Origin of the sequence: Acaryochloris sp. CCMEE 5410, from assembly GCF_000238775.2 — a bacterium.
Classification (GTDB): domain Bacteria; phylum Cyanobacteriota; class Cyanobacteriia; order Thermosynechococcales; family Thermosynechococcaceae; genus Acaryochloris.
Map to the genome: position 1 here is coordinate 3,408,688 of NZ_AFEJ02000001.1, position 15,886 is coordinate 3,424,573.

The following is a 15,886-nucleotide window of genomic DNA, read 5'->3' on the forward strand; positions in this document are numbered from 1 at the left end:
TCGAGACTATTCTGATGCCGTTTCTAAAGCCAGCTTTTCCTTATCTCGTTTGCGTTTCTTGGCATAGAGCTGAATTGTCACCACCATGGCAATCACCATGGCAAAAATCACCCATACTGTTGTATCCGTTGGCAGACTATTTTTGAAGACCGCCAACAGCACAATGGCGACTAGCATCAATGTTGGCGCTTCATTTAACGCCCTCAACTGCTGCCCTGACCAACCACAAGTCCCTTCTTCTAGCTTTTTCATCAACCGACGACAGTAGAAGTGGTACATCAGCAGCAAGGCGACAAATGCTAATTTAACCTGCAGCCATCCTTGCTTCAGCAAATCCGGTTGGGTGACAAGCATGCCAATCGCCATCGTCACCGTCACCATCATGCCAGGACTAGTAATGATGCTATAAAGACGCTTTTCCATCAGCGTATACTGCTGCTTGAGAATAGCAGGAGCAGGCTCTGGCTCTTCGTTGGCTTCTACGTGATAGATAAATAAGCGAACTAAATAAAAAAGTCCTGCGAACCAAACAACAACGCCAATAATATGAAATGCTTTGAACCAAAAGTAAGCCATAAACCTGCCAACACTTCAAAGAACCTAAAACCCATCCTAAACTAACCCTTGCCATAGCAAGAGCGTGACGAGGAGTTGCGTTATCTTCCTTAAAGATTGGAGGTCAAACGCAGATTCTCATAGAGTTGAGGCAGTCATCAAAAACTACCTGTCCACATCAACGTCGATCTACCCTGAATAGCAAAATCTTCAGTGCAATCTCTTTATCAGGCCATCACTGCAAATAGTAGAAGTTAATCACGAGAGATTGCACTGAAGATTTATACTTCTACTAAAGGAGGGCATGTCACGCTAGTCCCTCCTAATCCACAATAGCCACCCGGATTTTTTGCCAAGTATTGCTGGTGATAATCTTCCGCATAGTAGAATTCGGGAGCATCCAACACTTCAGTCGTAATTTCGCTGAGGCCAGCTCTTTTTAAGGCGTCCTGATAAATCTTCTTGGAAGATAACGCTAGCGCTTTTTGCTGATCAGAATAGGTGTAAACCCCAGAGCGATATTGCGTGCCCACATCATTCCCTTGCTGCATCCCTTGGGTTGGATTATGGCTTTCCCAAAACACCTGTAGCAAGCTTTTATAGCTAATTTTTGAGGGGTCAAAAATGACCATCACCACTTCGTTATGCCCAGTCATACCTGAACAGACTTCTTGATATGTTGGGTTAGGCGTTACACCACTGGCATAGCCCACAGCAGTCACATACACCCCTTCTTGCTGCCAAAACCGTCGCTCAGCTCCCCAAAAGCAACCCAAACCAAACATGGCTTGTTCCATTCCTTCAGGAAAAGGAGGTTTGAGAGCATGACCGTTGACAAAGTGCTTGTCAGCAACAGGCATTGGCGTTGTTCGACCTGCTAATGCCTCCTCTGCAGTAGGTAACGTGAGCTTTTTCCCAAATAATCCAAAAAGAGCCATAGTGCCAAAAATTAATTGATGAAGAACAGAGAGATATTATCTTCAGGGTAACGAATTCATGGATAGGCACGTTTCCCCTGACATGTCATAGATCGACATCTCCAATAGCCACAAGCGTGAAAGATTAGAAGGCAAATCTATCGCTATTGCATCGTTCAATCTCTCAACGCTGAATCTACAACGCTATTTTACAGACCATTATATAGATAAAAACACTGAGGATAACTTTAGAAGTTAGTTTGAGCAGAAAATACAGATATTAAAATTTTTCCGATTCCATAGATACAATACTTTATTTGATCGGAAAACACCGAGGAAATCTAGCATTATTTTATTTTCAGAGTATAAATATCAGAGTATTTACTGAGGTAGCCATATTTCTGAAGTAGCTACGCTAGTTATAGAATTCCCTGCAAAATAAATATTCCGTATTTTCTCGCAATAAAAATCTAAACACTCAATGATAAATCAATAAATCAGATATCAATCGATGGACTAAGCTAACCGTCAAAGCTTTTCCATAGCCAGAGCTCACTTTTATCACTATTTTATTTTTAATCAGACTAAAAACAAAAGCAAAAGAAATTAAATCAGAACAAATCAAGCTTCATTATCTCTCTTCTAATCAAGTTATACATTAGACGAAGTTTAATGACGTTAATTCATACACGGCAATGCCAGTATTGATATATGGCCTTCTATATCAATAGAAATTCGTATGTCAACACCACTCATATTTATGGGAGTCTCATCATCAAATACACAACATCTGGAAGAGATTTATTAATTCATTTATTCATAAACCAATCCATCAATACGACATATTTAACTTAAAAAAATCCAATTATTGCAAGCAGCAAACCCATAAGATATCTTCACTAGTTTTTAATATCTCATACAACATCCAGTGCAATGACCAATCCAGCCAACCTCCAACAATCTAGTGATGTTATAAGTCCAGATCTGGATCACAATAAAAACTCTGAGATTAAATTTTCATCTAGCAATACAGCGGTTGTTTCAAACAACAGAAAAGAAGATGAGCATCTCTCTAAAGATGGCATAAAACCATCACAATTTTCTATTGAAGCATTAGAATCTTTATCAACTGAAGGAGTCAGCTTTCAGCAAGACGATAGCGTTGAACAATATCGTTTTGAACAGTATTTGAGCAGTAAGACATTTTCTCTATCTTCAAATCTGACCTCTCTCCTGACCCCTGCCAAGCAACAAGCAAGCTGTTCCAAATGTGGTCAAGTCGGATGCGCATGTTCTTCAAACCAGGCCCAGCCAAACCAGCAAGACAACAATCCTGTATTCAGTGGACACAACCACTATCATGGCAGTACTTCACATACCCATGGATTAGAGGGAGATTTCCCTGTATGGAATACGGCTGGCACTTCAGCTAGTATCGCTCCATCTTCTTCTTTAGCTGTTGGCAACACGTTTCGGCTTCACAGCAATCCTAATGCACAACACACCATTTATTTAGACTTTGACGGACATACGACATCCGGTACATGGTGGAATAATGGAGGTACCATCCGATCCTCAGCGTATGATCGAGATGGAAATAGTTCGTCCTTTAGTACGAGTGAATTATTAGAAATTCAGTCTATTTGGCAGCAAGTTGCTGAAGATTTTGCCCCTTTCAATGTCAACGTCACGACCCAAGATCCAGGTGCTGCAGCCTTAAGCAAAACCAGTAGCAGCGACCGTCAATGGGGCGTTCGCGTTCTATTCACTAACAATCGTAACGATCTAGATGGCAGTGCCATAGCCGCCGGAGCCGGAGGAGTAGCCTATATCGGAAGTTTCAACCGGAATGTAGACCAGCCTGTTTTTGTGTTCAACAAAGGAGCTAGAGCGGCTGCCGTCACTGCCAGTCATGAGGTAGGGCATAGTTTATACCTCAGACATGATGGTATCAGCGGTCAGACTGACTACCACCCTGGCCATGGGAGTGGTGCCACCAGCTGGGGAAGCATTATGGGTGCGCCTTTTCAGGAAAGCCTCACGCAATGGAGTAAAGGAGATTACTACAACGCCAGTAATAAGGAAGACGATCTTGCCCTGATCACCACAAGAAATGGTTTTGGTTATCGCTCAGATGACCATGGCAATAGCCAAGCCAGTGCATCATCTCTCGTTTGGAACGAGACAGGTAAGGTTAGCACTTTTGGCATTATTGAAAGAAACACAGACATCGACTATTTTTCTTTCACGACAGGAAGCGGCAATGTTTCCTTCGACATTACCCCCGCATCGCGAGCTTTCGTTGCCAATGGTGGTGGCAGTTATGCTACAGAATATTTAGAGTCTCAAGGCGCTAATCTCGATATCTGGGCAGGGTTATACAATACCGGTGGCACCTTATTAGCATCGTCTAACCCCAGCACGCTATTAAGCGCCAGTTTTGACTTATCTCTGACGGCTGGAACATACTTTATTCGGATTGATGGAGTCGGTAAAGATAATCCTCTCATCAATGGCTCACAAGGTTATTCGGATTATGGCAGTCTAGGGCAATATTCGATTGAAGGTGAAATTTCGTCATTTGCTGCGACAAAACTTGAAACAGCTGGCACCGCTGCGTTGTTGACGACCAGTTTGGGCTACCAAGTTCAAGGCAATGGGGCAGAGCCACAGTTTGTCCGATTCAATGGCGAGATTGTCAGCAACACTTCTTTTGGAGGATGGTCAGCTATTGGGGTCGAAAAACTCGGGCAGGGCTATCAACTCCTATGGAAAAACACTAATGGGCAATATTCTGACTGGCGATTGGGTGCAAATGGGACCTACCAAAGCTCTCAAAGTATCACTGCAGCAGACATCTCTAATTTAGAGTCGTCATTTCAGCAAGATCTTAATGGTGATCAACGAGTTGGAGCAACGATTGAAGCAGCCGGAACGGCAACGCTGATGACAACCAGTTTGGGCTATCAAGTTCAAGAAAATGGCGCCAATCCACAGTTTGTTCGGCTCAATGGTGAGATCGTCGGCAGTAATTCCTTTGGAGGGTGGTCGGCTATTGGGGTCGAAAAACTCGGGCAGGGCTATCAACTCCTATGGAAAAACACCAATGGGCGATATTCTGACTGGCGACTGGATGCCAATGGGACCTACCAAAATTCTCAAAGTATCACTGAAGCTGACATCATCAGTTTGGAGCCGTCATTTCAGCAGGACCTGAATGGCGATCAGCAAGCTGGCGCAACGATTGAAACAGCTGGAACGGCAACGCTGATGACAACCAGTTTGGGCTATCAAGTTCAAGAAAATGGTGCCAATCCACAGTTTGTTCGGCTCAATGGTGAGATCGTCGGCAGTAATTCCTTTGGAGGGTGGTCGGCTATTGGGGTCGAAAAACTCGGGCAGGGCTACCGACTCCTATGGAAAAACACCAATGGGCGATATTCTGACTGGCGACTGGATGCCAATGGGACCTACCAAAGCTCTCAAAGTATCACTGAAGCTGACATCATCAGTTTGGAGCCGTCATTTCAGCAGGACCTGAATGGCGATCAGCAAGCTGGCGCAACGATTGAAACAGCTGGAACGGCAACGCTGATGACAACCAGTTTGGGCTATCAAGTTCAAGAAAATGGTGCCAATCCACAGTTTGTTCGGCTCAATGGTGAGATCGTCGGCAGTAATTCCTTTGGAGGGTGGTCGGCTATTGGGGTCGAAAAACTCGGGCAGGGCTACCGACTCCTATGGAAAAACACCAATGGGCGATATTCTGACTGGCGACTGGATGCCAATGGGACCTACCAAAGCTCTCAAAGTATCACTGAAGCTGACATCATCAGTTTGGAGCCGTCATTTCAGCAGGACCTGAATGGCGATCAGCAAGCTGGCGCAACGATTGAAACAGCTGGAACGGCAACGCTGATGACAACCAGTTTGGGCTATCAAGTTCAAGAAAATGGTGCCAATCCACAGTTTGTTCGGCTCAATGGTGAGATCGTCGGCAGTAATTCCTTTGGAGGGTGGTCGGCTATTGGGGTCGAAAAACTCGGGCAGGGCTACCGACTCCTATGGAAAAACACCAATGGGCGATATTCTGACTGGCGACTGGATGCCAATGGGACCTACCAAAGCTCTCAAAGTATCACTGAAGCTGACATCATCAGTTTGGAACCATCATTTCAGCAAGACCTGAATGGTGATCAGAACATTGAGCAAGCTCCGGTCTCAAAACAGTTCATTCATGATGATATGTTAATCGGAAAATCTGCTAATGCGATCTTAGTAGGTGTAGATAGTCATCAGATATCCGTAGATAGTGATCAGAGTAGACAAGTCATCTCTCTAGATCCGAATGACGCAATTGATATAATTACCGATTTTGCAACCGGGATAGATGTCATTCAGTTGTCCGCATCCGGATTCGGTGGGAACTTAGTCGGCAACCAATACTTAGAGGCTACAGATTTTGGCTTAGGTGCTAGCGCCACAACCTCTCAGCAACGTTTCTTATACGATCAGGTGTCAGGACACTTGAGTTACGATATCGACGGCAATGGGTCCATCAATCCTATCCATATTGCGACCTTCAGCTCTATGCCAGACTTGTCTCATCGCGATATCTACATCACGATTTAGGCTATAGATTGGAGTGTTATCGCAATCCTAAGTACTAAGAAACGCAAATTTCTGAAGAGCTAGTCTGCCAACTCAGAACAGTCATGCTACCCTGTTGGCAATTCTGAATCACGCTGGTCTTGAATCAGATACTCTTTGATGTTCGCCACATTGGTTCGACTGAATTAATTTGTGTTCGTAAAACAACTAGAACTTTCCCATTTCAAATCCTTTGGTAGTACCACTGCCATTCCCCTATTGCCAGGATTTACAGTCGTCAGTGGGCCAAATGGATCGGGTAAGTCCAATTTACTGGATGCCTTGTTATTTGCTTTGGGATTGGCGGGCTCGAGGGGTATGCGGGCGGAGCGTCTGCCCGATTTGGTCAATCATGCTCAAATTAAGCGGGGACATGCGATCGCAGAAACCCGAGTCACAGTCACGTTTGAACTCTCCCCCCAAGAGCTGGAAGAGTTAGCAGCAGCAGAAGCCGCTGAGGCAGAAGAAGCGGAACGACACACCAATACCAGCAACGTATCAACGATACCAAAACCGGATACGGCAACCAATCTTGCCCCCAATGAATGGCAGGTAACCCGCAAGCTAAGGGTGACCAAACAAGGCACTTATACTTCCTCCTATGCCATCAATGGTGAGTCCTGTACCCTCACCCAGCTCCACGAGCAGCTCAATCGCCGTCGGATTTATCCAGAGGGGTATAACGTCGTCCTCCAGGGGGACGTTACCAGCATCATTTCCATGAATGCCCGCCAGCGGCGAGAAATTATTGATGAGCTAGCCGGGGTAGCTAACTTTGATCGCCGCATCAACCAGGCCAAAGACAAACTAGATGCGGTTAAGGAGCAGGAAGAGCGCTCTCGCATCGTTGAGCAGGAACTGAATGATCAGTGCGAAAGACTCGCCCGCGATCGTATCAAAGCCGAAAAGTATCAGAAACTGCGCGCGGAACTGCAATCGAAAGCGGCTTGGGAAGGGGTATTGGCCTGGCGCGACCTACAAGCCCAGATTGACAAGAAGCAAAAACAGCTAGCCACAGAACAACAAACCCAAGCCAAGCTAGAGATCGAAGCAACCGCCCTCGCCACAGAATTAGCAGAGATCTCCCAGAAGCTGGAAACCCTTAATGCCCAAGTCAAAGCGTTAGGGGAAGAAGAACATCTCGCCCTCCAAGCTCAAATTGCCACCCAGGAAGCCGAACTCAAGCAGCTCCAACGCCAGCAGGCTGAACTTGAACAGTCCCAAGAGCAAATTGCCCAATCCATCGTCAATAGACAACAGCAACTGCAAACACTCCAGGCCGAGATTCAGCAGGTTGGGGAACAGCGACAAACCTTAGAAACAACAGAAATTCCCCGATTAACCCAAGCTCGTAATCAGGCCCAGGAAGCTCTGGATACCACACGACAGCAGGCTCAAGCCATTGCCCAATCCGCCGATGCTTGGATTGAGCAGCAGTCCCACCTGAATCAGCAAATTAAAACGGTGTTACAAGCTTTGGAACCCCAGCGGGCTGAACAAGCTCAACTGCAAGAGCGAGTTCAGCAGTTAGACCGCCAAAGCGATCTGCAGCAGCAATCGGTGGAGCAAATTGCTCAAGAAGTGACAGAGACCCAAACACAGCTAGAAGCAGCAGAAGCTGAGGTCTTGAAACGCCAAGAGCAGGTGCAAGATTGTGCCGGTGAGATCGCAGAAATCGATCACGACATCAATACCCAACAAGAAACCCAAAATCGGCTGCTGCGGGAACAACAAGAGAAGCAGCGTCAGCTTGATAAGCTAGAAGCCCAAGAACAGGCTCAGCAAGAAGTCCAGGGCACCCATGCCACCCATATTATTCGCAAGGCTAAGCTAGCAGGAGTCCACGGTTTAGTCGCTCAACTGGGGCAGGTCGATGCCCACTATCAGACTGCTTTAGAAATCGCAGCAGGGGGTCGCCTCGGCTGCTTAGTGGTTGATGATGATGCGGTTGCCTCAGCCGGAATTGAACTGTTAAAGCGAGAGCGGGGCGGGCGAGCCACCTTCTTACCCTTGAATAAAATGCGCCCTCCGAAGGGATTGCCGTCTTTAACCGCCTCGGGCGCTATCGATTTTGCCATTGAACTGATCGATTTTGACCCCATCTATGAGCCGATTTTTGCCTATGTATTTGGCAATACCGTCGTCTTCAAAACCCTGAGTGACGCCCGTCGCCATATCGGCAAATACCGAATGGTCACCTTAGATGGCGAACTGCTCGAACCGACGGGAGCCATGACTGGCGGGAGCCGCAACCGCCATAACACCCTCCATTTTGGGACCGGCGAAGCGGGAGAATCAGCGGCGATTATGGCCTTAAAGCAGCGCTTGTCGGAAATTGCCACCCTGCTCCAGCCCATAGAAAACAAAATTGAACAGACTCAAGCTAAGTTAGCCAGCAAACATCAAGAGCTGAGTGGCTTACGCCAACAGCATCGTGAAGCTCAACTCAAAACCGAGCAGTTGCAAAAAGAACTCAAGGTATTGGCGGATCGCCAAGCCCATCTGGAAAAACAGCGACAAACCTACGGCTCGGATCTCAAAGGTGCGCAGGATCGTCTCCAGACCCTACAAACCGATCTGCCCCAAAAAGAAACTGAATTAGAACAGCTGCGGGACGCTTTAGAAGAGCTGGAGCAGTCCCAAACCCATGGCGAATGGAAAACCCTGCAAAACCAGATTCAGGGCCAAGAATCCATAGTGGCTGGACGTGAACAGGCCCTGCGCGAGGTCCAACAACAAATTCAAGAGCTGACCAGCCAGCAAGAGCGTCTGCAAGAGAAACAAGAGCAGGCGGAAGTAACGTTGCAAACCCTGCAGACCCAAACCGAAACCCAGGCCACCCAAAAAGCCGAAAATCAGGACCAGCAGAAGCAAATTGAAGCCACCATCGCCACTTTGCGCACCGAGTTAGCCAAATTAGAAGAGCGCTTAGGGAGTGAGAAACAAGAACGCGATCGCGTCGAAAAACACTTGCAAGAACGCACCGCTGCCCATCAACAACTCCTCTGGCAAATTCAAAAAACCCAGGATAAACAGCAAGAGCACCAGGAACTGATTCAGCAGCTACAAACCCAGCTGCAAGCCAAAGCAGCAGAACTCCCCGATCCCTTACCTGAAATTCCCGAGGATCTGACCCTAGAGCAGCTACGCGAGGAATTGCAAAAGCTGCAAAAGCGCCTCCAGGCCATGGAGCCTGTGAATATGCTCGCCATCGAAGAGTATGAGAGGACTCAAGAGCGCCTGGTTGAGTTAACCGAAAAACTGACCACCCTGGAATCTGAGCGCACGGAACTTCTCCTGCGCATCGAGAACTTCCGCACCTTACGCTATCAATCCTTTCGCGAAGCCTACGATGCCATTGACGTCAATTTCCAGAGTATCTTCGCTGAACTCTCTGATGGGGATGGGCATTTACAGCTAGACAATCCCGAAGACCCCTTCCAGGGCGGCCTCAATCTCGTGGCCCACCCCAAAGGCAAGCCCGTCCAGCGCTTAGCCTCCATGTCCGGGGGCGAGAAATCTCTGACCGCTCTGAGCTTTATTTTTGCCCTGCAGCGCTATCGGCCGTCTCCCTTTTATGCCTTTGATGAAGTCGATATGTTTCTAGATGGGGCCAACGTAGAGCGCCTGTCCAAAATGATTCAAAAACAGGCCAAGCAAGCCCAGTTTATTGTGGTCAGCCTCCGTCGTCCCATGATTGAAGCCTCCGATCGCACCATTGGCGTCACCCAGGCTCGCGGCACCCATACTCAAGTCATTGGTATGCAGTTGCGCCCGACAGTGACCGAACCTGCTACCCCTGTAGAAGCCTCATAAACTAGCATTCATTCTAGATGCCTATTGCTTCGATGCTTCTGGTTCAATATCTCGTTCCGTTTTCAGCCATCGCGTTTGCGGCTGGACAAAAAACTTGAAGTAAATTGGCACTTTCCACAAGAGATAGACCGGAATAGAAAAGAGAGTCGAGACGGGTAAATCTTGTCGCCCAACACTGAACCAGGCTGAACCCAAGGCAAGACTGAGACAAGTACCCAACAAGATCAACACCATGAGAGGAAGCCACGAGACGAAGCCTAGGCCCCAAAACAGGCCAGATAGACTGAACGCGAGCAACCACAACAACACTAGCAGGGATAACGGCGGGACCGATAAGTCCAAAGCCAACATTACAAGATCCAGGCGTTTTTGTTGCCATGCTTCCCTTAGCAGGTGAGGGACCTGGGTCAGAATCACTTCTAGATGGCCATGTTCCCAGCGAGATCGCTGACTTTGAGCCGCCTGATTTTGCATCAACCGTCCGATGACTCTGCCAGTAGTGATGTAGGTGGGAGTATGACCTGCGATCGCAAGATCGATCGTCAGCTGCATATCATCCACACACTTACTGCCCGCCAACGGGGCCTGCTGCAAAATAGTCCAGGGAAAAGCCATCCCCGACCCTGCTAAAACACAGGGATAGCCCAGCTGAGTAATCCCCACTGACCGCACCCAATTCCGTACTTTAATCGCAAAGATAGAGATGCGATCTGTGATACCACGTTCTGCCCCCACATCCATCAGATAGGTGGCCTGAATTGGGCGTTGTTGCTCCACAACTTGCTGAGCTAATCGAGCAATCGTTCCTGGCCTCAACTGACAATCCGCATCAACAATAACTACCACCTCTGGGGGAGTCTCTTGCATATGCTTCACCGCAAAATCCAAGGCATACCCTTTGCCTCGATAGCGTACATCCTCCCGCTCCAACACGGTCACTCCACAAGAGCGTGCAATCGTCGCTGTCTGATCTGAACAATTATCCGCAATAACTATAATCTGAGAGGCCTCTGCAACTTGCCCTAACAATCCATCCAGAGTTGACCGAATCTTGTCCGCCTCATTATGAGCTGGCACAAGAATATTGAGACTGAGGGGTAACGGAACCTCCTCCTCATCCATCTCCCGAAGCTGAATCGCTGCAGCCCCAACTAGACATTCAACACAGAACACAAGACTGGGAATGCCAAGGAGTACCACACTACCCCACAGCAGGAGATGACTAAAAAGCGAGACCAGCCTGCTCAACAGCACAGTAATTTTGCCTTACGAATGAGAAACAAACAGCCTCTGAGACGAGACTTCTCCTTAGTGTTCCCGTCCTGCCCAACTGAGCCATCTCTTGTTCAGATAGGAGGCATTAAACACCCACCAAACAACGGTTTACCTTACTGCCGAGGACTGACTCGAAAAATATCAAACTCATCTTCCAGTTCTTCCGCATCAAAATAGTCATCATCAACATATTCTTCATGGGAGCCACCACTCGCATCTTCTCCAGAAAAATTAGACACCAACCCCAGAATTGGCAATCGCGAAGCCTGTAGATCTTTCAACATTTTGAGCAGGCTCGATTGCTGCGTTTTACCAATCCCGACCACCATCAGCAAACCATCCGCATTGATCGACAAGAAATTAGCATCGGCATGCCCCTGAAGATAGGGCGTGTCATAAATGACTAAATCAAACGTACTCTGGAGTTGTTCCATTAAATACTTCATTTGATTAGAGGCCGAAGACTTATTAGCCTTTGACCCCGTTTGTCCCGCAGTCAGCAACGACAGATTCTTCTGATAGGGCACCCGTTGAATCAACTCATTCGGATCCAGGTTGCGGTCTATCACATCACTCAATCCCTCTGCGTTGGGCACACCTAAGCGGGTATGGAGTTGTGGAAACGCCATATTGGCATCTACTAGCAATACGCGTTGTCCCATGCGGGCAGCAGACTGGGCCAGATAGAGAGCCACGGTGGTTTTTCCATCCCGAGCCGCCACAGAGCTGATCACCAAGGACCTTACAGGGGGTTCGATCGGCAAAAACCGAATCTTGGTATACAGGGCCTCTGCTGCTTGCAAAAAGGCCTGGTTTTGATGATTCGCCACAGAGGCTTCCCCAAACTCGCTACCATTGGGGTTCTTATCAATGGCTTCAATGGCTTGATTGAACGGTAGACTCCCCAATAAGGGCAGCCGAGTTTGATCCGTTAAATCATCAATACTAAAAAAGGCATCTCGGTGTTTCTCTCGCAAGAGTGCAGCCCCTAACCCTAGCAAAAAGCCACCAATCACACCCAAGGCAATTTTTTTGGTCCGGCTCTGCTCCGGTAAAACCAAGTTACCTTCATCGTCGGTTCTGAGCTGTGGTTCCGTCGGAATTTGCCAAGGGATTTCTCTTTGTGCCGCTTCAACCTTTAAAGCTTCTCGTTTTAATAACAGCTGATTGAGGGTAGTGGTATCAATTTCTAGCTGACGACTCAGTTGCTCGTACTTTCGCTTTACGGCAGGGAATCGGCGCAGTTGAGCATCCACCGTAGCTGCCGCTTGAACCGATGCCTGATTGCGTATTTCTAAGACTTGAATTTCATTCAACGTGTCGATCATTTGCTGACTTAACGAGCGTTGAATAGAATTTTGAAACTGAGGTAAAGTGTTCGCACCAGAGGAGCCAGCGCGACTTTGGCTAACCAGCTTACGCGTCTCCTGGTTCAATAAAGCCTGCAGATTTCTTTGGCGTTCTCGTAATTCTTGAACCACCGGGTTGGCATCCGTAAAACGGGCTCTTTCTTGCGCCAACTGAGTCTCAATTTGCTTCAACTGATTCAGTAGCTCTTGATAACGCGGATCTTCACTAAGAGACGATGCAGCAATCACTTGATTGGGTGCTAGCCCTAGCTGTTTCTGCAAATTGGCATATAGTTTTTGCTGGGCTCGTAAATTCCGTTGGGTTTCTAACCGCTGAGTTTCGAGTTCCCTCGCCTGCTTTGCTAATTCAACCCCTTCACTATCCAAATCGCTGATGCGCTCTTGCTGTTGGAGGGTTTGCAACTGCCCTTCCAAACTATTGACCCGCTGCCTCAGTTCTGGCAGTTGTTGCTCAATAAAAGCCACCCCACCTCCAATCCGGCTTTTACGATCTTCAAGACTGTATTTGAGGTAGCCGTTGGCCAATTGTTCCAGCACATAGATAATTTTGACGCGATCGGCTGATTCATAACTAACTCGAATCAGCTTGGTTTTCTCAAACTCGTCCTGACCGATGCGCTCAACCTTCATATCTTTCAGCAATTCGTTGTAGCTGACTGGATATTTCGATTCAATTTGCTTCAAAATCCCCGCCAAGACTTTAGGACTCCTGAGCACTCGAATGAGCGTTGAGTAGTCTAGCCCTTCTTGATTGGGAATATTGCCATCACGAGACAAAACAGACGGATCGGTCAATCGACCCGTTTCTGTCACGGGCTCCACTAACAGCTGAAACTCTCCTTCATAGGTTAAGGGGCGACTCAGAACTAAATAAATCGTCAACCCAGCCACTAAGATGTTAATCCCACCAATCAGCAATATATTGCGACGAATCAACCGCCACAAAGGCCGAACGTTGAGTCCTTGCTTACCAGCAGACTGATGATTCTCTGGACTTCCTAAAGGCGTATACTCTGACTGCTCATAAGCCTGCATCAAAGATAAGGATTGTTCATCAAGTTCAGATTTCATCGTGACCTCAAAGGAGAAGGCTCAGGACCCTACATACATCAAAATACTAACTTGCAAATCGATAGGAGAATGAATTCACGAGCCTGAGTCGGTTCTTGCACACCATATTTTAAGATTTATCTGCTGTTTCCACGCCAAATTACATCAACAATTAGAGTCTTTCTGGAGAGAATATTTTTTTGATGAGTTCGAAAGTACTGTTCTCTCCCGTGGTCTCTTGCGTTTGAGAGACAGAACTGTCTTTGCTGCTTGATAAATAGTATAACGAGGTATTTTCAAGAGCGTAAAATAGCTACAATTGCTAAAAGCCTTATGGCTCAAGACTTTACACCTTACCTTAAGTCAAATAGCCCATCATGAAAAATTTTAATTCTCACAGAAAATATTTTATTTAAACTTCTATAATTTATCCCACCCTATACCTCATAAGTCCCTCACACTCTGAGAGTAGTTTTGTGACAAGATATTTTATTGAGTATGGCAGCAGGGTATAAATTATTCAGTGAATCTAACTTCTTTTTCCCTAAGATTCATATTAAAATTGCCCTATTCAAAAGAATCTTTTCATTTAATTTCTCTTGTGTTGCCACTTTTATTTTCTTTGGCTATCCTTATGGAGTGTAATTTAGATCACAGCATTTCTTGTTTCACAAAACGGACTTGCAGGGGCATCCTAAAACCTATATTTTCAAAAGCGAGAGCACTCATGGATAAATTAATGAGAGTGGCCAGATTATCGGTTTTGGTTGGTGTTGTCTCCTTTTGCCCAACAATTATTATCACCCCAGCAGCTTCTGCAGAGTCTATTTCACCTACTACTGCAGTAGGACAAGCTCCTCAAAATTACGGTATCGTTCGGTCAGCAGGCCTCAACACTCTTGAAATTAGACATTTAAGTGGGGGTTATCGGACATACTCGGTTTCCAGTGATTTAACCGCTTCCATGGCTTTAGGCCCAGGAGACTTTGTAGCCTTTAATGCGGATGCCAACGGCACACTCACCGAACTCCGTCCCCCTCAAATTGCTCGCATTTTTGAAGGAACAATTTCTAACATTCAAGGCAATCAGATTACGATTGTTGCACCGGACGGTTCATCTTTGACAACAACCGTTGCCGCCAATTCCATTAATCGGCTAAAGCTATCTCTTGGGACAGGCTTAAGCGTGACTCAATACGAAGGCATTAGTGCCACGAAAGTATGCTGCATTTCTAAGTTTACACAACAGCCTCCCGTGGTCGTACCTCCGGAACCCGCGGCTGAACCTCCTCAACCTATCCCAGCCTTATGGTAGACTCACTCCTTCTCAAGACCTCAAACAACAGCTGGCTCCTTCGAGGTCCGTCCCTTGATCCAGCTATAACTCTTTTTCAGATTGATCCTGGGGAAATAGGGAGTAAACGCAAATGAACAACATTAATAAACATCCATCTCAAACGATTGGCCTCGCCATCACCCTAGCGGGTATTATCCACACACTGCCCCTACACGCAGCGCAACTCAACTTTGATCAATCAGAAACCGAGGGCAGTCTAACAACCCCCAACGCTATTAGTAATTGTGCCCAAGAGTCTGATCCAAATTTGACATCCCAGTCTAATCCAGAGGTCTCCAATCTATCCCAAACCTTGACACTGGGCTCCACTCTTATTGCTGATAATCGTGCCACGGCAAATGATGCTGGTTTGTTCACATCCGAGTCATCCTTAGTCGCTCAATCGGTCATAGATGATTGCTGTGTTGTTGGAGACACAGCTATTGGTGGCCCTTCTGCTTTTGAAGATGCTGCATTATGCGGTCTGGGTGGCGTACCTCCAACCGGGGGAGCTGCGCCGGGTGGCTTTCCTTTTCCTGTACTAGCCGCTTTAGCGCCAGCAGCAGCTGTTCCTTTAATCGCAACAGGTGGAGATCCAGAACCCACTCCAACGCCTACCCCAACACCAACACCTACTCCGACACCGACACCAACACCCACTCCTACTCCAACGCCTACCCCGACACCAACACCTACTCCAACGCCGACACCCACTCCAACACCGCCTCCCACCAAGCCTCCAGAAAAAGTACCTGAGCCATCTACAATGGCTGGACTGCTGATTGGCGGTGCTATCTTCGGCATCTACAAACGGAGAAAGAAATCAAAAGACTAGCGACGCCAGCTTTACTTCTTAAGCAAATAGCGACGGCCTAAAAAGACCGTCGCTATTTGCTCCAATTTCAGCTAGGTAGTCG

The 15,886-nt window shown here is 47.2% G+C and carries 8 protein-coding genes; 4 read left to right on the plus strand and 4 right to left on the minus strand.

Annotated features, from left to right (window positions below):
- Positions 1–6: 6 nt before the first annotated feature.
- Together hemJ and msrA are read right to left on the minus strand one after the other, a co-directional pair.
- Positions 7–576 carry a protoporphyrinogen oxidase HemJ gene (gene hemJ / locus ON05_RS15630; RefSeq protein ID WP_010471727.1) on the minus strand — a complete coding sequence of 190 codons (570 nt, stop codon included), beginning with the start codon at positions 574–576 and terminating at the stop codon, positions 7–9.
- Positions 577–836: 260 nt separating this feature from the next.
- The gene (gene msrA / locus ON05_RS15635) at positions 837–1,493 is read right to left on the minus strand and encodes a peptide-methionine (S)-S-oxide reductase MsrA (protein ID WP_010471725.1); all 657 of its coding nucleotides are present in this window, start codon (positions 1,491–1,493) and stop codon (positions 837–839) included.
- A gap of 912 nt (positions 1,494–2,405) precedes the next feature.
- On the opposite strand from msrA, the gene ON05_RS15640 reads away from it, so the two are divergent.
- Complete coding sequence (locus ON05_RS15640; protein ID WP_262561837.1) at positions 2,406–6,104, plus strand: zinc-dependent metalloprotease family protein; 3,699 nt, start codon at positions 2,406–2,408, stop codon at positions 6,102–6,104.
- 171 nt (positions 6,105–6,275) lie between these two features.
- Positions 6,276–9,938, plus strand: coding sequence for a chromosome segregation protein SMC (gene smc / locus ON05_RS15645; protein WP_010475439.1), 3,663 nt, complete (start codon positions 6,276–6,278; stop codon positions 9,936–9,938).
- A gap of 21 nt (positions 9,939–9,959) precedes the next feature.
- Here the strand turns inward: smc and ON05_RS15650 are convergent, their stop codons facing one another.
- Together ON05_RS15650 and ON05_RS15655 are read right to left on the minus strand one after the other, a co-directional pair.
- A complete protein-coding gene (locus ON05_RS15650) occupies positions 9,960–11,138 on the minus strand; it encodes a glycosyltransferase family 2 protein (RefSeq protein WP_262561838.1) in 1,179 nt (392 codons plus the stop codon).
- 188 nt (positions 11,139–11,326) lie between these two features.
- Complete coding sequence (locus ON05_RS15655; protein ID WP_010475442.1) at positions 11,327–13,654, minus strand: tyrosine-protein kinase domain-containing protein; 2,328 nt, start codon at positions 13,652–13,654, stop codon at positions 11,327–11,329.
- Between the two features lie 706 nt (positions 13,655–14,360).
- On the opposite strand from ON05_RS15655, the gene ON05_RS15660 reads away from it, so the two are divergent.
- Both ON05_RS15660 and ON05_RS15665 read left to right on the plus strand, forming a co-directional pair.
- Positions 14,361–14,948 (plus strand): hypothetical protein, encoded by a 588-nt coding sequence (locus tag ON05_RS15660; RefSeq protein ID WP_010475444.1) that lies wholly within the window; start codon positions 14,361–14,363, stop codon positions 14,946–14,948.
- A 112-nt stretch (positions 14,949–15,060) separates the two neighbouring features.
- Positions 15,061–15,804, plus strand: a complete 744-nt coding sequence (locus tag ON05_RS15665; protein ID WP_010475446.1) for a PEP-CTERM sorting domain-containing protein — start codon at positions 15,061–15,063, stop codon at positions 15,802–15,804.
- Positions 15,805–15,886: the final 82 nt, after the last annotated feature.